Below are 21561 nucleotides of genomic sequence, written 5' to 3' on the forward strand. Positions count from 1 at the left end.
TTGCCACTAATTTCACTAATTTGATCCTGAATCGATAATTGATTCGTGCAAATTAGTAAAATTAATGGCTATATTATTTATATTTTATCGTAAAGCCAAACTCGCAATAACGATAATAACTGATCAATATCGACCGGTTTTGTAATATAATCCGAAGCTCCGGCTTTGATGCATTTTTCTCTGTCGCCTGTCATTGCTTTTGCTGTTACGGCAATAAGCGGCAGGTTTAGGAATTTAGGAAAACTACGAATTTTTTCGGCTGTTTCGTAACCGTCCATATTTGGCATCATCATGTCTAATAAAACCACATCAGTATCCGGATTTTCATTCAAAATTTTTATGGCTTCTTTACCATCAAAAGCGGTAATAACGTTCATTTTAAAAACTTCCAGCGCTTTTGTCAGCGAATAAATGTTTCGAACATCGTCGTCTACAATCAGCACCTTTTTTTCATGCAGGATATTATTTAGTAAATTTAGCTTTTTATGGCTTTCCTTTTTACCATTTCCTTCTTTTTTATCTTCAACTAAATGAAGGAAAAGCGAAACCTCATCCAGCATTCTTTGATAAGAATGTGCCGTTTTTACAATAATAGAATCGGCATATTTTTTAATTTTAACTTCTTCCTTGATCGATAAACTTTTTCCGGTAAACACAATAACCGGCAGGTTTTCCAGTCCCGGATTTTTCTTTACGCCATCTAAAATTTGATAGGCTTGCTTATCCGGAATTCCCATATCCAGAATCACACAATCTACTTCAGTCTTTCCTAATGCCTGTAAACCATCAGAAACTTCACTTTTAATTTCTGAATTAATGTTGTAAGTTTCTAAAAAGTAAGCCAATGCTTTTGCATGTTTCGGATTATCCTCAATAATCAATACTTTTTGGGCTTCTTTATTAATGATGTGCTCGATTCTTAAAAACACATCCGGAATTTTATCAAATGCAACCGGTTTGTCTAAGAAATCTACGGCACCTTTTAACAAACTTTCCTGTTTTAATTTATGCGATGACATAATATGCACCGGAATATGTTTGGTTTGAGAATTGCCTTTTAATTCTTCCAAAACTTCCCAACCGCTTTTTATTGGTAATTCTATATCCAGTAAAACACCAATTGGTTTGTAAATTAAAGCATAATTTAAAGCATAATCCCCTCTTACAGAAACAATTGCTTTATATCCTTTTTTCCTTGAGAAGGCCAAAAGTGATTTTGCAAAATTAATATCGTCTTCTACAATCAAAATTACTTTATCATCAGGCAGAATAGCATCTCTGTCATCTTCTATTTCATCCGGAATTGTAGCACTTAAATACTTATTTTTAGCATTTTTCTCCTCAGATTCTTCCGTTTCTATAATCTCTAACGGAGGTGTTTTTTCTACTTCTACTTTTTGAGCTGCTGATCCAAAAACAGGAAGACATAACGTAAATGTACTTCCTTCATTTTCTTTACTGTTCAGCATAATTTCTCCTCGCAGTAATTTTGCTAATTCACGACTGATGGATAATCCTAAACCGGTTCCGCCATATTTACGTTTTGTTGAACCGTCTGCTTGTTGGAAAGCTTCAAAAATCAAAGGCTGTTTCTTTAACGGAATTCCAATTCCGGTATCTTTTACAATAAAACAGATAATTTTATCATTGTCTGTATTTATTTTAATTTCTACACTTACAGAACCTTTATCTGTAAATTTAATCGCATTCGAAATCAGGTTTTTCAGAATTTGCTCCAAACGCATTTTATCGGTTTTGATAATAACCGGCGCATCTTTGGCAATAATTTCAAACCCAATATTTTTTTCTTTTGCAACCTGAGTAAATAAACCTGATAAATTATCCGTGATTTCTTTAGTGGAAACATCTAAAAATTCAAGCTCCATTTTTCCGGCTTCAATTTTAGATAAATCCAAAATTTCATCAATTAATCCAAGCAGACTATTTCCTGAACTTTGAATTACTTTTGCAAATTCAATTTCTTCAGAAACCATTGTTTTGTTATTATTTTCAGATAATAATCGGCTTAAAAGCAAAATCGAGTTAAGCGGTGTTCTTAATTCGTGCGACATATTTGCCAAAAACTCTGATTTATAACGAGTTGTTAATTCAAGCGCTTCTGATTTTTTCTGGATTTCGTTGTTTTTTTCTTCTAATAAAACACTTCTTTCCGATAATTCTTCATTGGTTTGTTCCAATTCTTCCTGTTGCACACGAAGTTCTTCTTCAGAAGCCTGTAATTTCTCGGTTTGCGCTTCTAATTCTGCATTTATAGCTTCTAATTCGCTGTGCTGTACCTGAAGTTCTTCTGATTGCGATTTGGTTTCTTCCAGCAATTCCATCACTCTTTTTCTGTTTTGAGTCGATTTTATTGCGATTCCAATATTGTTTGCAACCAATTTTAAAAACTCAATATGCAATGCCGAAAACCCGTAAATACTCGCTAATTCTACTGCGCCCTGAATCGTATTATCTTTTAAAGGAAGAGCTACAATATGCGTTGGTTTTATTTCGCCTAAAGCATAATTGATCTGAATATTATCTGGTTTTAAAGCTTTTAATTCCAGTAATTTTCCTGATGTAATCGCCTGGCCTATTAAACCATCGCCTTTTTGAATGCGTTCGCGATTTTTACTCGGAATATAACTGTAACCTCCTGAAACATAAAGATCATCATCTTCTAAAACATACAAGACTCCCGCGCTGCTATTGGTATATTGGCATAAAAATTCAATTACATCTTTCGATAATTTCTGAAGTGATTTATCGCCCAGCATTACATTATTAAGACTGGCAACCCCGCTTTGCATCCATTCTTTTTGAGAAAGCAAATCAAAAGAGTTTTTTAAGGAAACGCCCATATTATTGAGCGATTCTCCTACAGCTCCTAAAGCATCGGATTTTGTATCATCAACTCTGATATCATAATTTCCGTTAGCAATATTAACGGCAATTGAACTAATTGCTGCAATTCTTTCTGCCGTTTCCTGATCTTTTTTCTCCAATTCATTCTGAAGAAATAAACGCTCGTTAAAATCTTTCAAAATTCGGAACAAAAAGACAACCGAAATTATGAATGCAATTATAAAGGCAACAATAATCAAAATAATACTGTAGGTCCCGTAACGCTCAGAATTCGCATTTCTTTCCTTTAAAAGTGCTTTTTCGGTATTTTCGATACTTGTAACATGATCGCGCAATTCATCCATCATCTTTTTGCCTTCTTCAAGATCAAAAGTTACGGCATCTTTTCCTAATCGTTTTTTAACGACCTGATTGTTCAGGTATTTGAAAAAATTAGACCTTATTGGCTTTAATTCGTTTAGTTTAGCTTGTTGAATGGGGTTATCAATCGTTAATTCCTGCAGTTTATCAAAATACACATTTGCTTCGGCTTCGGCATTTGTATATTGATCCAGAAATATTTCATTGCCTGTAATCAGATAACCTCGCATACTGGTTTGTGCATCAGTAATAATCGAAGAACCTTCTCTTAAATTATAAATAACATCCTGAGTATGATTAACCCACGAATTACTGTCTAATAAACTTTTGATGCTAAAAAATGAAGCAGCAGAACTGATCATTAAGACTAAAAGCGAAACAAATGAACTGATTAATAAATTTCTTTTAAAGTTATTCTTCATACTTTTTAATTATAATTATTCGTATTTTAAAGGAAGTACAATAATAAAGCTCGCGCCCTTGCCTACCTGACTTTTTGCTGTGATTAATCCGTTATGTTTTTCGATGATTTTTTTGGCAATTGCTAATCCAATTCCGGTTCCTTCGTAGGTTTGGCGGTCGTTTAAACTCTGAAAGATGATGAAGATCCTGTCCAGATAAATTTCATCAAAACCAATCCCGTTATCTTTTACTTCAATACGGCAAAATTTTCCGTCTGGCGATACAGGACTATCAAATGATTTCTCAGAAATTAATTCAGAAGTAATTTCGATTAATGGTTTATCCGTATTTCCGGAGAATTTAAGGGCGTTTCCAATCAAATTCTGGAAAACCTGTCGCAATTGACTCGGAATACTGTCTATCGTAGGAAGTTCGTTGGTTTTTATCGTGGCGTTTTTACGTTCAATAAGATAATCAAAGTCAGAAAGCACTTCTTGCAAAACCACATTCAAGTCTGTAACTTCTGGTTTAACCTGCGATGATAATCTGGAATATGCCAGTAAATCAGTAATCAGGGTTTGCATTCTTTCTGCTGATTTTATGGTTCTGTCAACATAATCGACAGCTTTTTCATCATTTGCCAAATAAAGCTCTTTGATGATTTTTATAAAGATCTGGATCTTTCGGATTGGTTCATTCAAATCATGCGAAACGACCCAGGAAAATTGCTGTAATTCATGGTTTTTCATCTCTAATTCCTCGTTCTTCATCACCAGTTCCTTGGTTCTTTCGGCGATTTTAATTTCGAGATTATCCTGCGCTTCTTTCCTGATTTTGATTTCTTTTGAAAGAAGTTCCTTAATGCCTTTTAATTCGTTTTGCTGTTCGTAAAGTTTCAGGAATGTTTTTACTTTCAGAATCAATAAATCCGTATCAACCGGTTTTGTAATATATTCGACTGCACCGGTTTCATATCCTTTAAAAATGTATTTTTTTTCGATATTAAGTGCCGAAAGAAAAATAACAGGAATGTCTTTGGTTCGTTTATTGCCTGAAAGAATTTTAACGACTTCAAAACCATCCAGACCCGGCATCTGGACATCCATGATGATCAGGCAGTAGTTTGTTTTCAGGATTTTCTTCAGGGCTTCTTCACCAGATTCTGCAGTGTCTACATCGATATTGTGCAACTCTAATGTCTTTTTTAAGGCAATTATATTTGCTCTTATATCGTCTACAATTAATATCATGCTGTCTTGGGGGTAAAGCGTTATGAACTAAAATTGTTTAATTTAAAATTATATTCAGAAAAAATTTGCTGTTTTTTAATTACTTACATTATAATAAATAATGTCCGACAAAACTTCCAAATTTATTAAAAAAAATGAATAACATCTTTTATCGAGTTTTAAATTCGTTACATAATTCCCATGTTTAGTTTGAAATACTTTTAAAACACAAATAAAACCATATCCTGTTTTATTGGGATAATCTTGAAATTTTTTCAGTTAAAATATTCATTAGGTGTTGCTTATTTTAGTTCATAAATTAATTGCTCTAAATTAAAGTATCATGAAAAAGACGAAAACATTTCCCGAACAAAAACAAAATCTTCCCGGCAATGAATATCAAATGAATCCTGAACCTGAGATTATGAGAGAAAACTATACCGGAAGCGGCAAACTTTTAGGAAAAGTAGCTTTTATAACCGGCGGTGACAGCGGTATTGGCCGCAGCGTTGCTGTTCATTTTGCAAGAGAAGGCGCCAATATTGCGATTGTTTATCTTAAAGAAGACAAAGACGCATTGACAACAAAAGAATTGATTGAGAAAGAAGGCCGACAATGCCTTATCATCGACGGTGATTTAAAGGATGAGAAGTTTTGTAAAGCGGCTGTAAAAAAATGCCTTACTTTATTCAAAAAAATAAATATTGTGGTTAATAATGCCGCTGTTCAATTTCCGCAAACTGAATTTGAAAAAATAACTACACCACAGCTTCACAAAACTTTTGAAACGAACATATATCCTTATTTTTATATTACAAAAGCCGCATTGCCATTTTTAGAAGAAGGCGATACAATTATCAATACAAGCTCCGTTACGGCTTACCGCGGAAGTGAGCATCTTGTTGATTATTCGAGTACAAAAGGTGCAATTGTAAGTTTTACGAGATCACTCTCGACCATGCTTGCCAAAAGAAAAATCAGGGTTAACGGCGTTGCGCCCGGACCAATCTGGACACCGTTAATCGTAGCAAGTTTTGATAAAATATCCGATTTTGGAAAAGACAACCCAATGGGAAGAGCAGGCCAGCCATCAGAAGTTGCTCCGGCTTATGTGTTTTTAGCCTCAGAAGACAGCAGTTATATTACGGGGCAGTTTATACATGTAAATGGCGGTGAATTGATTAATGGCTAAAATAAATGCTTGTTAAAAGCTGTTTTTCTTACGTAAAGATTTAATCTCGCAAAGACGCAGAGTCGAAAAGAATTAGACTTTAAAAAACTTTGCGCCTTCACGTCTTTGCGTGATTAAAATCATCATACTTAAACCAAAAAACTATGAATTTTACAGACTATATTGGGTTGTTTGCCGGAACTTGCGTCACAATCTCGGTAATTCCGCAGATTTATAAGGTTTGGAAAACAAAAAAGGTAAAAGAAATTTCGCTTAAAATGTTCGGAATCCTGACTTTTGGAATTGCGAACTGGATTGTTTATGGTATTTTAAAAAACGATCTTCCTATTATAATCACAAACAGCGTTTCTTTATTTTTGAACCTGGTTATGGTTTATTTTATTATTTATTATGAAAAAGAATGAGTTTTTTTTTTACGGTTCTGAGGTTGTATAAAATGCGTATATACGTTGCGGGACTTCGACTACGCTCAGTCTGACATACGTAGACAACAAAATTCATAGGAAAAAAATCTGCATAAATCCGCGTCATCCGCGTGCCATTTCACATTTCACATTTCACATTTCACAATAAAAAAAACAGCCCGTAAAAGCTGTTTTTTTGAATGTAGAAGTAGTATATATGATGCTTATTAGCTAGCTAATTTTTGATTATATGGCTTGTATGATAAATGGTATTTTTCTTTAAAAATACGTGGCAGATAGTTTCTGCTGGCTAATCCTGCAACATGCAATACTTCTGCGATATTGATATTCGAAATTCTTTTTAATTCGTTTATTTGTCTGTTTGCCAGGTTTAAAATTGGCTCAAAGGTTTTTAGATAAGCAGAACTATGTTGGGCTATCTCTAACTCTAAAACACTGCTTAAGATACTTCTTTGAAGCAGATTTCTAACAATTCCTTTTTGAGGTATTTTTGTAAATTCGTCCAGTTTTTGTGCAATTCTTGGATTCTGAGCTCCCACATATATAAAGTTTCCGGAATCGTTTGTGAATCTTTTTCTCATTTGAAGGATTAAATCGGCATTTTCATCTCCCAATAAAGAAGTTGTTGGCATCCCGATTAAGGTAAACTGAATATGTTTATGGCTTTCAAAATACAAAACACTATTTATAGATGATGTATTATTTAATATTCCGGCTTGTTCTTTCTTAATGGTTTTTATTTCGCCATTTGCTCCAAAACTATGTCCTAAAGATCCTTTTTGGCAATAAGTGAAAAACACAGGCGCAAGCTGAAAAGATTCCATACTTAAAGTTACATCGTGATTAAATACAAGATCAAAATGCATATATGACATTTCTTTTTCAAAACGAACTCCGGAAATTTTTCCTTTTGCCCATTTTGATTTTATATCCAAATTGTATTCATTATTATTAACAGATAATTCTCCGGTAAAGCTATCTTTAAGATCATTAAAAATAGTATCAAATCCTCCTGTATTTAAGTATAGTTTTTTCATGTTGGTCTGGTTTTTTAAATAAAGCAGTTTGTACTTATTTATGTACAAAACTCAATCTTAGTTTTTATTGTTTTATTACATTACAAAGTTGAGATATATTGCTAATCAATTTATTACAGAATTTCGGAGAGATTTTTCATAATTAATATCTTACGATTTGCAAGTTGACGCAAAGGCGCTAAAACACTGAGAAAATTAAAATTGGGCTTTATGAATTTTTACTTTTATAATGAAAATAAATATAAAAACTTTGCCCTGTAGCGAATTGTACAAGCGAAATCTGAGGCAAAAAAAAACAGCTGCTTCAGACGAATCTGAAAACAACTGTTCTCTCAGCAAAATAAAAAATACTTATTTTATCTTATGTAAGTTCATTGATATCTGCATTTTTAGCATAATTTGCTTTCGGAATATCCTTAAAAAATTCGGCTTCTTCCAAATCCGCTGTAGGGCCGTATCCTATTAAGTGCGTGCCTTTTTTTTGATCGCCTGTTTCTATAACATATAAAATAGACATATCATCAGGATCGCTCATTCCTTCGTAACGGTGATGTGCTACAATAAAGATTTCGTCTGGTTTATAAGCATATTTTGTTTCAGAATCTATCAGGGAGCCATCACTAAACAAATAATTTGTAGTATAACCTTCATCCTGATATTTTTTTATATAGTCGGTTTCATGTTTTGACATTTCTTTTTTCATGACTTAAGTATTTTAAGATTGTTTTGTAATCTTTTGTTTACTCAAATTTCATAATTGACAATAAATAAAATTAACTCAAAAGATTTAAATCTTAGCTCATTTAAAAATTCTAAACCATATCAATATTTATTTTACTAGTTTTAACCTTTTATTCGAATCTTTGAAGAATTTTGTATCTTTATTCTTCCAATTAAAACAAACTTTAATGAGTCATATCAATCACGATTTCCTGTCTAAAGGAGGTGAAATGGGCATGCTGACACGAGCCAAGGATTGGAGTAAAACTCCCGTTGGACCTGTTGAATCATGGCCGCAAAGTTTGCGCACTACATTAGGTATTCTTTTAAACTCAAAATTTCCCATGTTTTTATTTTGGGGACCTGAACATATTTGTTTTTATAACGATGCTTACAGGCCAAGTCTTGGAAACGACGGAAAACACCCTGCTATATTAGGTCAAAAAGGAGCCGATTTTTGGGCGGAAATCTGGGATTTTATAAAACCTTTAATCGATCAGGTTCTTATACAAGGCGAAGCCACATGGCATGAAAACCAGCTTTTGCCTATTTACAGAAATGGAAAAATGGAAGATGTTTACTGGACTTTTAGTTACAGTCCTGTAAATGATGAAACCGGAAAAGTTGCCGGCGTGCTTGTAATTTGCAATGAAACTACGGATAAGGTAAACCTGGTCAAAAACTTAAAAGATAGTAACACGCGTTATCTGAATAATATTCTTCAGACTCCAAATCCGATGTGTGTTTTTAGGGGAAAAGAATATGTTGTAGAAATTGCCAACGAATTAATGCTCGAATTATGGGAACGAAATATAGAAGATGTTCTCAATAAACCTATTTTTGAAGCCATTCCCGAAGCTAAAAATCAGGGATTAGAAGAAGTTTTACTAAATGTATATACGACCGGAGAACGGTTTACGGCGTACGAACGTCTTGTAAAATTAACCCGAAAAGGCAAAATTGAGGATACTTTCCTGAATATTGTTTATGAAGCTTTAACAGAACCAGACGGAACAATTTCCGGAATTGTTGCCATAGCAAATGATGTTACGATACAAGTACTGGCGCGTAATGCGGTCGAAGAAAGCGACAAAAGGTTTAGAAATACGGTAAAGCAGCTTCCGTTAGGAATCGCCATTCTTAAAGGCACGGACTTAATTGTTGAAATGGTCAATAATACGTATCTTAAAATTGTGGATAAAACGGAAAATGAAATGCTGGACAAACCCATTTTTTCTATTCTTCCGGAATCAAAAGATATCGTTTATCCCCTGCTTTCTAAGGTTTATGAAGATGGAATTCCTTATTATACAGATGAATTATCGGTTACTTTAAACCGCTATGGCAAACAAGAAAACTGCTATTTTAATTTAGTTTTTCATCCTTTAAGGGAAGATAACAATACTATTTCCGGAGTTATCATTGTTGCCCTTGAAGTTACTGAATCTGTAAAAGCAAAATATCTCCTGGAACAAAGCGAACAGGCTTTTAGAAGATTGGTTACAGATTCGCCTATTGCAATGGCTACTTTTAGAGGAAAACAGCATATTATTGAAATGGCCAATAATACGATGTTGAAAACCATTTGGCAAAAGAAAAAACGGGATGTTATTGGCAAATCTCTGACTGAAGTTTTTCCGGAACTAATGGACCAAAAATACATGGATTTACTGGATCAGGTTCTTTTTAACGGACAAATCATAAAGGAAAACGAAGCTCTTGCCTATATTGATGTTAAAGGAAAAACAGAGCGGTTTTATCTCGATTACCAATATACGCCCTTATTTGAAAAAGAAGGCGGGATATCTGGCGTAATGGCTACCGTAAATGATGTTACGGATAAAGTTGAAGCAAGAAAAAAGGTAGAAAATGCAGAACAAAGGGCGCGGTTAGCTGGCGAAATTGCCGAAATAGCAACCTGGGATCTGGATATTGCAACTCAGGAAATAATTTATTCTGAAAATTTGCTGACTATTTTTGGTCATGAAAATAAAGAACATCTAAGCCGAAAACAAATCCAAAGTCAGATATATGCTGATGATTTGCCTATTTTAGAAAAAGCCTTTAATCGTGCCTTGAAAACAAGTATTTATAAATATGAATCCCGAATTATTAAACCGGATGGTTCGATTTCCTGGATAAGAGCTCACGGAAAAATATTTTTTGACGAAAATAAAGAACCTGTGAAAATGCTGGGAACAGTTATGGATATTACTGATGAAAAAAACAATCAGCAGATATTGATGAAAAGCGAAGAGAAATTCAGGCTTCTTGCAGACTCCATGCCACAACATATCTGGACGAGTGATCCTTATGGTAATCTAAACTATTTTAACCAATCTGTTTTTACGTATTCCGGTATAACGCCGGCGGATATAGAAAAACATGGCTGGCTGCAAATTGTTCATCCTGACGATCGTGAACAAAATGTAAAAACCTGGACCGAGGCGGTAACAACAGGAAATGATTTTTTGATTGAACACCGTTTTCGCCGATACGACGGCGTATACAGATGGCAATTAAGCCGCGCTATTGCTCAAAAAGATGACGAGGGAAATATACAAATGTGGGTTGGAACGAGCACTGATATTCACGATCAGAAAAATTTTACCGATAAGCTCGAAAAAGAGGTTTCTGAGCGTACGGCACAATTAGAACTTAAAAATAAGGACTTGATTAATATGAATATCGAGCTGCAGTCTTTTGCTTATATATCGAGTCACGATTTGCAGGAACCACTTCGAAAAATCCAGACTTTTGCGAGCCGTTTAGCCGATTTGGATGAGCAGAATATTTCGGCGAAAGCCAAAACTTATTTAAACCGAATTGAAGTTTCGGCAAAAAGAATGCAGACTTTAATTCAGGATCTTTTGGAATATTCCAGAACAAATTCAGCCGAAAGGGTTTTTGTAAAATCAAACCTGAACGATATTGCCGAAGAAGTAATAAGTGATTTTGCCGAACGTATTGAAGAAAAAAACGCTCAGGTTATTTTTGAATCTTTAGGCGAAGCCACTATTATTCCGTTTCAGTTTAGACAATTATTGCATAATTTAATTGGAAACGCTTTGAAATTCTCTAAAAAAGACGTCGCTCCTATTATAGAAATTAAAGCAAGTTTAGTTAAGGGAAAGACAATAGATAAACTAGTCAATTTTCCGGATAAAATGTATTTTCATCTTCAGATTTCGGATAACGGAATTGGCTTTGACACTGAATACAGTGAACGCATTTTTGAAGTTTTTCAGCGTTTGAATACAGAAAGCGAATTTGCCGGAACCGGAATTGGCCTGGCGATTGTAAAAAAGATTGTCGAAAATCATAAAGGAATTATCATGGCAAGCAGCGAAAAAAACAAAGGCGCTACTTTTGATATCTACATTCCTGAATTACAATAATTTAATTATACTTTATAGACGAAGTTTTTATCGGTTGGAATAAATTTTTTCCAATCGATTTCAAGCGCATGTTCAATAGATCTTACGATGTCTTTCATTAAAATGGGCTTTGTTATAAAATAATTAGCGCCTAAAACGCGGCATTTTTCTATAATACCTGGCTCATTTGAAGTCGAGAAAATAATGACCGGAATATCATTTTTTACCTCTGAATTTTTAAGTTCGGTTAAAACATCAAATCCATTTTTTCCGGGCATATTTAAATCTAAAAAAACAACATGCGGTGTTGGCGGAGGATTATAGATCGCGTTTAAAAGCTTCTCTCCTCCACTATATGTCTGAAGTTTTATTTTTTTTGGTAATGATTCGACAGCATCCGTAAAAATGCTCAAATCGTCTTCATCATCATCGGTATAAAATATAGTAAAATCAGTCATGTGGTATTTTTATATAACAAGGTTTTTATATTTTTCAAAGATAACCAAAATTTAGAATTTAACAATTCATTTTTCCTCTATGTTTTATTAATTGTAATTGAAATCTCATAATTTTTAATTCAAATTATATAACTCCAAAAAAGATATAAAAAGCAACTTTACATATATGCTTTTTTGGATAAAAGAAACTACTTTTTAACTTTTCTATCTATCTGAAAAATAGAATTTTATAAAATATTTTTTAAAATAATAAACTAAAATAAAGAGTCATGGGAGATCAAAAAGACCTTAAAAATGAATTTGCTGTAGATAAAATAAAAGATCTTGCAGAGAATATAAAAACATGCATGTTTTGTACATATGATGAATACAGAATACAATCACGCCCAATGTCAGTTCAAAAAATTGATGATTTGGGTCAGCTTTGGTTTTTATCGGACAGAAATAGCAGTCAAAATGCTGAAATTACGCTTAACCCGCAAGTTGAGCTTTTTTTTGCTGAACCACAGGATAAATTCCTTACGCTGCACGGAACTGCAAGTATTTCTTATGATCGTGAAACAATTAAAGAATTATGGAACCCAATCGTTAAAGTCTGGATGCCAGGCGGCGAAGATGATCCTAATTTGAGCGTTATAAAAGTAGTTCCGGAAGATGGTTATTACTGGAACAATAAAAACGGACAAATGGTTGCAATTGCAAAAATGGCCGTAGCTTTTGTAAGCGGAAAAACAATGGATGACGGAATTGAAGGAAACCTGAAATTGGAGGTTTAAAAATTAACCGCAAAGTTTGCAACGTTTTACGCAAAGATCGCAAAGTTTAATTTCTTTGCGATCTTTGCGTTTTTTGTGTTCCATAACACAATTTTGTCATTTCGACGCAGGAGAAATCGCACTCGTAACTTTGACAGTGATTGGCGATTTTCTTTGTGGAATTCCTAGTGCGATTTCTCCTTGCGTCGAAATGACAAAATGATCAAAATGACAAAAATAATCAAACTAATTCACAACTCCTGAAACTCTAACGCATTCAAAATTCCGGCTTCACTTGCGGTATTATTAAAATAAACAAAACCTGATTTTGATTGAATTTCTTTCTTTATCCGAAGTAATTCTTCTGTAGCATAACTGGAATAAAACAACTTGGGAATTCCATGAAATCTGATATAAACCAAAGGAAAATTTGTGAAAATCGTTCTTGGCATTTGCGGATGGCTTACACTGCAAAACGTAATGTTATTTTCCAGAAAAACATCCCAAACTTCCTGATTCCACCAGCTTTCGTGGCGAAATTCGATTACGTTTTTAAATTTAAAATCCAGGTTGTTCATGATTTGATGGAGTCTTTCTATCGTGAAATTATAACTTGGCGGAAATTGAAATAATATACAGCCTAATTTTTCTTTTAAACCTGTTTTAGATATATTGTAAAATTCTGAAATTAGATTTTCGCAATCTGTAAATTTCTTGATATGCGTGATTTCTTTGGGTGCTTTTACTGAAAATATAAAACCTTCCGGCGCTTTGTTGTACCAGTTTTCGAATATTCTCACTGTCGGAAATTTATAAAAACTTCCGTTGAATTCATATGTATTAAAATGCTGGCAATAATAATCAAACCATTTTGAAGTTGGGAGATTTTCCGGATAAAAAATTCCTTTCCAAAATCGATTATTAAAACTCGAACATCCTATTGAAATTTCTTTTTTCATATGTATAATTTTTGGCAATTGGTACAGAAAAAACTACGGCGCTTTTTCTTTCCGGTATGTTTTTTATGTAAAGGAAGATCGCATCTCACGCACGTTTTTTTGGTATGGGCAAGCCAATGTTTTTTAAGTTCATAGTTTTTTTTCCATTCCAGAAATTGAAAACTATAAATGGAACATTCGTCAATAAGCCATTTTAAATCTTCTGATGGAATTTTGCCAACCAAAGATTCGGGATGAATAAAACACCGGTATAAAACTTCATTTTTAATGATATTTCCCACTCCGGAGAAAATATTCTGATCTAAAACAGCGTCACAAATCATTTCATTCGGAACTTTATCTAAACTCTTTTTTGCTGTTTCCGGATCCCAGGCTGCGTTCATTACATCTTCGTACCAATTGTAATAAAGATCGAGATCGCCTTCGAGAATTTTGATAGAACAGGTATAAAAATTGAGTTCTCCGTTTTCAAAAACCAGACTTAATCTGGGGGTTGTTTCTTTTCTTTCGTTAATTCGGTAAGTGCCAAACATTAACAAATGAATTTTTATGGTAAAATCATCAAAACAGATTAAAAAATTTTTACCCCAGCTTTTAAATGCCAGAATCGTTTTTCCGTTCATTCTGTCGATATCAACGCTGCTATTTCCAGAAACAGAAATTACTTTTTGTCCTGCAAATTGCTGTACTTCTTCTTTTAATATTACTATTGATGGACCTTCAGGCATAATTATAATCGTTTAAAAATTATAAACTAAAAAAAGTGCAGCTTAAAAAACTGCACTTTTACTTTTTATCTCTTTGAAATTAATCTGCTTCAGCAGCTTCAAGATTTACAGCATTAACTGCAACTTCTGTAAGTTTAACATCGGCACCTTTTTCTTCTTCAAGAGTTTGCTCTAATAAAGTTGCGGCTTCTGCTAATCCAAGCGTTTCTGCAAATTGTCTTAGCGTTCCATAAGTTGCAATTTCATAATGTTCGATTTTTTGACTGGCTGCAATAATTCCGGCGTCGCGCACAACTCCAATTTCAGTTTCTTCCAGAATTCCTTTTCCTTCTTCGATTAAACCTTCCATCGCGTCACATTTTTTTGCTGAAGCTTTTTTACCAATAAGTTCAAAAACTTTCTCAAGGCGAATTACATGTTCTTCTGTTTCTGTTAAATGGTGGTTTAAGGCTTCGATTAAATCAGCAGAAGTTGCATTTTTGGCCATTAACGGAAGTGCTTTTGTCAACGCTTTTTCTGCCCAGTAAATGTCTTTTAATCCATCTTCAAAAAGTTCTGTTAATCCGGAAGCAGCATTCGATTTTGGTTTTGTAACTCCTTTTTTTACTTCCTGTTTTGGAGTGGTTTCTTTTTTACTATTTGTAGTTTTCATAGCTAATAATTTATAGTGATTTATATATTTCAAAATTACTATGTTGATTATCAGACGGGTTATATTATTATTAATTTAAATTGTATTCTAAACATCTGAATATTATACAACTCTATTTTAGAATTCTGTAAGCATTTCTTTTTTGCTGTGAATAAATTTGTAATAGTAAATAACAATAAAAAATCATGAAAACAGATACCAACGATACATACGAAACTTACGAAGAAGCTGAACTTTATTTTCACCAAAAATATCAGGGAGGATTTTTAGATCCCGACACCGCTATTTTAATTAATACGGCGATTGACACACTTCTTAAAGATGATAATATCTTAAGAAATGAAAATATCCCGAACGAAGAGCAAGTTGTTAACGAAGACGATTATATCACAAATACCGAGCAGGAAGAAGAAGAAGATTCTATCAAACCTGACGATTTTGATGAAGTAGAACACATCGAAGATGAGGATAATTTTGATGAGGATGACCTGGAAAGAAATGATAATTAAATATTTGAAAACATTTTGAATTAGAAATTTAAACCGTTAATCTGTTAACGGTTTTTTTATGCGAAATATTTATATCAGCAATATAAACATCTGTTAATTATACAATTAGATCTTATAATTCTATAAGAAATTCATTGGTGTTCATCGTTAGATTTGTAATATACTAATATTCTAAAAATTAAATATTATGAATACTACAGAACAAAAAAACAGCAATGTGACAAATAGAGACTCCAGAAATCAGAATCAAAACAACACCGATAAAAACACTCTAAACGAAGAAATGTACAATATCGATGATATGAAAGAAAGTGATGATGATAACAGAGAAATCGCAGAAAGAGGATATACGGTTCGAAACGGATTTGATCCTAATAAACCAAATCCGGACCAAATCGTTGATGAAGATGATGATCTGGACGATATTGATGATCTAAATGATGATTTTCATACAGACAGAGATCTTGAAGATGACAACGACGATGTTTACGAAATTGAATTGGAAAGCGGAGAAGTTGATGAAGATCTTGAATATGAAAACGACGAACTTGATAATCCGTCAGACGCTTTAGAAGAAGACTTTAATGAAACTGAAGATGATCTGGAAGACATTGATCAGGATGATGAAGAAGATGACGAATATGTAGAGGATGATGTTCAGGAAGAAGACGATGACGAAAGTTATCCTGACAATGATCCCAGAAAATTCTAAATTAGATTTAATAAAAAAACCGCTAATAGCGGTTTTTTTTATGTTTAAAGTTTATTGACAATCTTGTCTTTCGTTTACCGAAAATGTCTTCTTATGAAATTCTTCATTTTTAGAAAGACAAGATTGTGGAGTAAATTAATCTCCAATAATTTCTAAAGCAGGAATATCGTCCATTTTTTCTAAACGTTCTGCTAATCCTGATCGGGCTTCTTTTAATTCTTCTTCGGCTTTAATAAGCTTTTTATACCATCTGTCCCTTCCATTTGTGCTGTGTTCTAATTTACGCATGATTTCGTAAATTTCGCCTTCAGCTTCCATTATTTTTAATCTTTTATAATAAGTCAAACTTTCAGTCATATGGGCCAATGCAATCATTGCAGTCAAAAATGGGTGGTTGTTGGTTACGTTTACATCTTTAATTTTTCCGTGTTCCAGTTCTACTTTTAATGCAAAAGCAAACTCTTCCATATTAAAGGCTTCATGCCTGCTTTTAGGATTTAAATACGCTTTTATTGCTTCGACATTATTCATCGTCGAAAGATCTACATCTGTATCATTATTAAGCAGGTCATTATAAACTACATTCCCAATTGCTCTTGCTTCTGCAATTGTCGGATCGTTTTTAGGATCTTCGAAATCACGTATCGACCAATCCCAATTTTCAGGATGTACAGGTTTAATATATTTTGCGCAAAAATCTGTCACATCGTTTTTTAAGCTTATCATTAGATCATCTCTTTTAATATAGACATCCTGGTAGGCACCACTTTTAGTTCCCATAATTCTAAATTTTGATTGTATATTTTTGAAAATGCAAACGACACATTTACCGAGATATATGTGCCGTTTAGTTCGTTTATATTTACTGAGACTGGCGCTTAAATACTTTTTCTTCCGCTAATTAGAGATATAATAAATAAGACTAAAAAGATAAAGAATAAAACTTTAGCGATACTTGCAGCTCCGGCAGCGATTCCACCAAAACCAAATATTCCGGCGATAATAGCAAGAATAATAAAAATGACTGTATAACGTAACATAAGTATTGATTTTTTAATTAATAATGATTTTTGTTTGTTACTCAAATTTCATGCTTTTAAAAGAGATGCATTAACTCAAAACATTATATTGTTAGCCCGAAAAAGGCGTTTTTATAGCAAATTAATCTGATAATTCTGAATCAGTTCTGAAAACGCAATTTCACTATGTGAAAAATACTCTTTTGTACTGCGGCATTTCTTTGCACGATCAAAATATTGACTGATTGAACCGTCTTCGTAAGTCGAAACCAGCAAAGGATGTACATAATAATTCTTGCAGACATTTCTGGTATTTCCCAATTCTTTTGCCGTTATATCATAAGCCGATAAAATATTTTTTTTGATTTCTTTTTCGTCAGATGTTACTCCGATCTCCATTAAAGTTTCAAAAAATATAATCGAAGCCGCCCAGGTTCTAAAGTCTTTTGCACTAAAATATTCGCCTGAAATAGCATGCAGATATTCGTTGACCATATGACTGTCCAAAACTTTTCTTTCGCCGTTTTTATCGTAATATTTAAAAACTTCCCAACCCGGAATTTCCTCGCAGCGGCTTACTAATTTTACGAGTTGTTTATTTCTGGTTGTAATCGTATGCTGTACGCCTTTTTTTCCTGTAAATTCAAAACGAAGGGAATTTTTATTGATATTGATATGTCGTTTTCGTAAAGTCGAAAGTCCGTAAGACTTATTGTCTTTGGCATATTTTTCATTCCCAATTCTAATATGGGTTTCTTCCATTAACCGAATCACTAATGCGACAACTTTCTCTTTTCCCCACTCTTTTCGTTCCAAATCCAGATCGACTTGTTTTCTGATCGCAGGTAATTTAGTTCCGAATTCGGCTATTTTATAAAATTTCGTTTGATTTCTGATCAAATTCCATTTTGGGTGATATCTGTATTGTTTTCTGTTTTTTACGTCAAGACCAACCGCTTGTAAATGTGCATTTGGCAAATCTGAAATCTGAACGTTTTCCCATGCTGGCGGAAGTACCAGGCTGTTAAAACGTTTCAATTCGCTTTTTCGTTTAATACAGCGTCCGTTTTTTTTATAAACAAAACCTTCTTCACATTTGCATCTTTCAATTGGCAGTCTTTGATTATTTATATAAACTAAATCTAATTTCTCTAACACCAAATGCGGTGTTTTAATCAATTGATTCATTAGTTTTTCGGTTTTTGCAGCTGCATTCATGATTATTAGATTTTATTTTTTTCCGTCAAGCGGAGTTTTAATTGAAGCCACAGATCTACAGATTTTCACAGATTATATTCTACGTCTAAATCATATATTTCATCCGTTTAGAACCCATAAACCTGTGGCTTTTTTAATAATCTCCTAATTATTATCTAAGGAGTTGATTAGATTTTTTTTAGACATATAAGAACGTCCTCGAATACCTACTTTTCGGGCTTCCTGATACAATTCTTCTTTCGTCCATTCGTAATAAGGTCTTACTCTTTCGGCTTTTCCACCTGAATGTGACGTGTCTTCGTTTTTATTGCCTGAATTTAGCATGATTTGAAAAATTAGGATTAATAGTTAGATGTATGGTACTTCAAAATTCGTTTATAATTGCCTGTTTTTTGTTATACAATTCTGTCAATAATTTTCATAATTAACTCTACGTCAAACTTTTTAGAATTGGAGCAAAAAAAATCCCAATTCTTTTGGGAATTGGGATTTGGGTATATTAGTTCAGGTTTTTATCTAAAGCATTTTATATTTTCATTTATAGTGTTCATAAAACTGATTTCTAAATAATTCTGTAGGATCATATTTCTTTTTTAATTCAAAAAAATCTCCTGCTTGCGGATAAACTTTTCGCATTTTCTTTTTGTCAATATGCAATCTATAAGGAAGATAAAATGTTCCTTCATTTTTGATCGCAACATTCACTAATTGATTGGTTAGCTTCCTCATTTGATTTTCTTCATTTTCAGTTTTCTTTTGATTGAAAAGAAACACAAATCCAAAAACATTTTCCCTTGCATAGTTCATATAAGTATCATCATCTTTATTAACGGCACGAATTGTTATGTTTAATAAATCAAGTTTTGATTGAAGCAAAACAGGTTTAATATCTTTTATAAATTGATTAAAATTTCTTTCCGGAATAAAATATTCTTGTAGTAAATCGGTTGAATTTGGGTCTTTATTTTCAATTAAGGAAACATTGTCATTTAATAATTCATTTCGAGAAAAAACATCGTGTCTTAATATTTTACTCATTCCGGTTTCTAAATCCCAACGCAATCTTTTTCCATATTCACTATTTACAGAACTTCTAAAGACAAGTCGTTTTGTTTCTTCATTTTTTTCATTTTGCTGTTTCAAAGGCAAAGGCTTTTGATTCGTTTCTTCAAAAAAATTAATCGTTGCTTCTTCTAAAAATTCCTGATTTGAAATTCGTAATCTTCCAAATGCTAAATTCACTTTCGGATTATCCAAGACTAGTTTTTTATAATAATCCACATATTTTTCCGGACTTAAACGAAAGTACTTAAATTGTAAAGCCTTATTATCAACAACTTTCAATTTTACATCTAATATAATTCCAAAAAGACCATAACCACCTAAGACAAGTTTGAATAATTCGGGATTATCCTCTCTGTTACAATTGATGATTTCACCTTTGTAATTCATCAAAGTAAATGAAATTACCGAAGATGAAATTGGTGGGGAATCTTTTTGCCAGCCATGTCCATTTACGCTAATTGAACCTCCAACAGAAAAGGAACTAAAAGCCTGCATAACACTAATTGATTTTCCGTGTTTGTCTAAATATTCAATAGCATCTTGCCAAAGTGCACCGGAACCAATAGTTAAAATAGTATTAGTTTTATCCAATTCCATGTGGTTGTACGCAAGCATATTTAGTAAAATCCCGTCAGGATAAATCGTGTGTCCGCCCATGCTATGCTGCGCACCGGCAATAGAAATTTTTAGATGATGTTCCTGAGCATATTTTAAAATTGCTATAAGCTGCTTTTTTATTTCAGCCTTATTATTTGGAACTTTTATAATAGTATCTACTTTGGTTAAATTCAGTTGACTTGCATCATTTGTATAACCGTTTGGGATTACTTTTTTTTGATCAGTTTCATTCCATTTTGTTTTTAAAACATGACAAACGGGAATGGCAATAAAAATCAAAACAAGCAGAACACCAAAAATCCAAAAGTATTTTTTCTTCATTTACTATTTATTAAAATTATCAATTGTCGTTTTTTTATATTTAATGACTTAAATTTTCACATACAATAATAGGAATAAATAAAAAATTAACAATAAGTAATTATACTGCACTTAAAAAACATCAGATTTAAATCCTATAACATTATCTAATAATAGTATAAGACTTCCTTCGAACAATAGAAATAATTTTACCATATAACATTTAAACAATAAAATCATGAAAAAAATATTATTAGCCGGAAAAGCAATTTTAGGAGCGGGACTTATTATTATGTTTTTAGGTTCTTGTAAAAATGAAACCAAAAAAGAAGATCCAAAAGAAGTTGCTGAAGATGCAAATGAAGCCAAATTTGATACTATTGATAGTAAAGAAGATGATTCTCAATATTTAGTAGATCAAGCCGAAATTAATTTGGAAGAAATTGATTTAGGTAAACTGGCTCAACAAAAAGGAACAAATACAGAAGTAAAAAATTATGGTAAAATGCTTGTTGATGAGCATACCAAAGCCGCTTCTGAAGTAAGTGCTTTAGCAAAAGCAAAAAACTTTACTTTACCTGCTTCGATTACCGAAGATGGAAAAGATAAATACAATAAACTAAATGAAAAATCTGGTCTTGATTTTGATAAAAAATTCGCTGACATGATGATTGATGGTCACGAAAAAGCAATCGACAAACTTGAAAAAGCATCTAAAAATGCAAAAGATGCAGATGTAAGAACTTGGGCTTCTAATAATATTGCAGGTTTGACCGCACATTTAGAACACGCCAAAATGTTGAAACAAAATTTAGACAAGAAATAAAAATAAATTTAATTGGTTATTATTTTATTTTTAAAAACCCCTTAAGAGTTGAATTGCTTAAGGGGTTTCTTTTTTAGGTTCTGAGGCACTAAGGTTCTGAGGTTTTAAAAACTTAGTATTTTAGTATTTTAGAAC

General features: G+C 32.8%; 20 protein-coding genes. 7 read left to right on the top strand and 13 right to left on the bottom strand.

What is annotated here, in order from left to right; translation table 11 throughout:
• Positions 1–77 precede the first annotated feature (77 nt).
• The gene (locus tag ACZ0AH_RS13590) at positions 78–3647 is read right to left on the bottom strand and encodes a response regulator (protein ID WP_463476335.1); all 3570 of its coding nucleotides are present in this window, start codon (positions 3645–3647) and stop codon (positions 78–80) included.
• A gap of 15 nt (positions 3648–3662) precedes the next feature.
• A complete protein-coding gene (locus ACZ0AH_RS13595; protein WP_463476336.1) occupies positions 3663–4877 on the bottom strand; it encodes a hybrid sensor histidine kinase/response regulator in 1215 nt (404 codons plus the stop codon).
• Between the two features lie 322 nt (positions 4878–5199).
• On the opposite strand from ACZ0AH_RS13595, the gene ACZ0AH_RS13600 reads away from it, so the two are divergent.
• Together ACZ0AH_RS13600 and ACZ0AH_RS13605 are read left to right on the top strand one after the other, a co-directional pair.
• The gene (locus tag ACZ0AH_RS13600) at positions 5200–6048 is read left to right on the top strand and encodes an SDR family oxidoreductase (protein WP_463476337.1); all 849 of its coding nucleotides are present in this window, start codon (positions 5200–5202) and stop codon (positions 6046–6048) included.
• Positions 6049–6191: 143 nt separating this feature from the next.
• Complete coding sequence (locus tag ACZ0AH_RS13605) at positions 6192–6452, top strand: SemiSWEET family sugar transporter (RefSeq protein WP_463476338.1); 261 nt, start codon at positions 6192–6194, stop codon at positions 6450–6452.
• Positions 6453–6679: 227 nt separating this feature from the next.
• Here ACZ0AH_RS13605 and ACZ0AH_RS13610 read toward each other — a convergent pair whose 3' ends face one another.
• Together ACZ0AH_RS13610 and ACZ0AH_RS13615 are read right to left on the bottom strand one after the other, a co-directional pair.
• A complete protein-coding gene (locus tag ACZ0AH_RS13610; protein WP_463476339.1) occupies positions 6680–7510 on the bottom strand; it encodes a hypothetical protein in 831 nt (276 codons plus the stop codon).
• Between the two features lie 361 nt (positions 7511–7871).
• Positions 7872–8213, bottom strand: coding sequence for a hypothetical protein (locus tag ACZ0AH_RS13615; protein ID WP_463476340.1), 342 nt, complete (start codon positions 8211–8213; stop codon positions 7872–7874).
• A gap of 205 nt (positions 8214–8418) precedes the next feature.
• Between ACZ0AH_RS13615 and ACZ0AH_RS13620 the strand changes: the two genes are divergently transcribed.
• On the top strand, positions 8419–11628 hold the full coding sequence (locus tag ACZ0AH_RS13620) for a PAS domain S-box protein (RefSeq protein WP_463476341.1): 3210 nt from the start codon (positions 8419–8421) through the stop codon (positions 11626–11628).
• A gap of 5 nt (positions 11629–11633) precedes the next feature.
• On the opposite strand, the gene ACZ0AH_RS13625 is transcribed toward ACZ0AH_RS13620, so the two are convergent.
• Complete coding sequence (locus ACZ0AH_RS13625) at positions 11634–12065, bottom strand: response regulator (RefSeq protein ID WP_463476342.1); 432 nt, start codon at positions 12063–12065, stop codon at positions 11634–11636.
• 269 nt (positions 12066–12334) lie between these two features.
• Here ACZ0AH_RS13625 and ACZ0AH_RS13630 point away from each other — a divergent pair, with 269 nt between their 5' ends.
• Positions 12335–12841 carry a pyridoxamine 5'-phosphate oxidase family protein gene (locus tag ACZ0AH_RS13630; RefSeq protein WP_463476343.1) on the top strand — a complete coding sequence of 169 codons (507 nt, stop codon included), beginning with the start codon at positions 12335–12337 and terminating at the stop codon, positions 12839–12841.
• 230 nt (positions 12842–13071) lie between these two features.
• On the opposite strand, the gene ACZ0AH_RS13635 is transcribed toward ACZ0AH_RS13630, so the two are convergent.
• The 3 genes from ACZ0AH_RS13635 to ACZ0AH_RS13645 form a co-directional block, all read right to left on the bottom strand.
• A complete protein-coding gene (locus ACZ0AH_RS13635; protein ID WP_463476344.1) occupies positions 13072–13779 on the bottom strand; it encodes a DUF72 domain-containing protein in 708 nt (235 codons plus the stop codon).
• Positions 13776–14507, bottom strand: coding sequence for a DNA-formamidopyrimidine glycosylase family protein (locus ACZ0AH_RS13640; RefSeq protein WP_463476345.1), 732 nt, complete (start codon positions 14505–14507; stop codon positions 13776–13778). Before ACZ0AH_RS13640 ends, ACZ0AH_RS13635 begins: the two co-directional genes overlap by 4 nt.
• Before the next feature lie 79 nt (positions 14508–14586).
• Positions 14587–15159, bottom strand: coding sequence for a YciE/YciF ferroxidase family protein (locus ACZ0AH_RS13645; protein ID WP_463476346.1), 573 nt, complete (start codon positions 15157–15159; stop codon positions 14587–14589).
• A 185-nt stretch (positions 15160–15344) separates the two neighbouring features.
• Here ACZ0AH_RS13645 and ACZ0AH_RS13650 point away from each other — a divergent pair, with 185 nt between their 5' ends.
• Entirely contained in the window at positions 15345–15668 is a 324-nt protein-coding gene (locus ACZ0AH_RS13650) for a hypothetical protein (protein WP_463476347.1), read from the top strand.
• Between the two features lie 187 nt (positions 15669–15855).
• On the top strand, positions 15856–16380 hold the full coding sequence (locus ACZ0AH_RS13655) for a hypothetical protein (protein WP_463476349.1): 525 nt from the start codon (positions 15856–15858) through the stop codon (positions 16378–16380).
• A gap of 135 nt (positions 16381–16515) precedes the next feature.
• On the opposite strand, the gene ACZ0AH_RS13660 is transcribed toward ACZ0AH_RS13655, so the two are convergent.
• From ACZ0AH_RS13660 to ACZ0AH_RS13680, 5 genes are all read right to left on the bottom strand, one after another.
• Positions 16516–17160 (bottom strand): DUF5661 family protein, encoded by a 645-nt coding sequence (locus ACZ0AH_RS13660; protein WP_463476350.1) that lies wholly within the window; start codon positions 17158–17160, stop codon positions 16516–16518.
• A 98-nt stretch (positions 17161–17258) separates the two neighbouring features.
• Complete coding sequence (locus ACZ0AH_RS13665) at positions 17259–17420, bottom strand: DUF1328 family protein (protein ID WP_082421327.1); 162 nt, start codon at positions 17418–17420, stop codon at positions 17259–17261.
• Between the two features lie 111 nt (positions 17421–17531).
• Positions 17532–18617: a DNA topoisomerase IB gene (locus ACZ0AH_RS13670; RefSeq protein WP_463476352.1), complete on the bottom strand. Its 1086-nt coding sequence runs from the start codon at positions 18615–18617 to the stop codon at positions 17532–17534.
• A 144-nt stretch (positions 18618–18761) separates the two neighbouring features.
• Positions 18762–18941, bottom strand: coding sequence for a hypothetical protein (locus ACZ0AH_RS13675; protein ID WP_463476353.1), 180 nt, complete (start codon positions 18939–18941; stop codon positions 18762–18764).
• A 210-nt stretch (positions 18942–19151) separates the two neighbouring features.
• Entirely contained in the window at positions 19152–20621 is a 1470-nt protein-coding gene (locus tag ACZ0AH_RS13680; protein ID WP_463476354.1) for an FAD-binding oxidoreductase, read from the bottom strand.
• A gap of 217 nt (positions 20622–20838) precedes the next feature.
• On the opposite strand from ACZ0AH_RS13680, the gene ACZ0AH_RS13685 reads away from it, so the two are divergent.
• Complete coding sequence (locus ACZ0AH_RS13685; protein WP_463476355.1) at positions 20839–21426, top strand: DUF4142 domain-containing protein; 588 nt, start codon at positions 20839–20841, stop codon at positions 21424–21426.
• Positions 21427–21561 lie beyond the last annotated feature (135 nt).

The sequence above is a fragment of the Flavobacterium sp. AC105 genome, assembly GCF_979258495.1.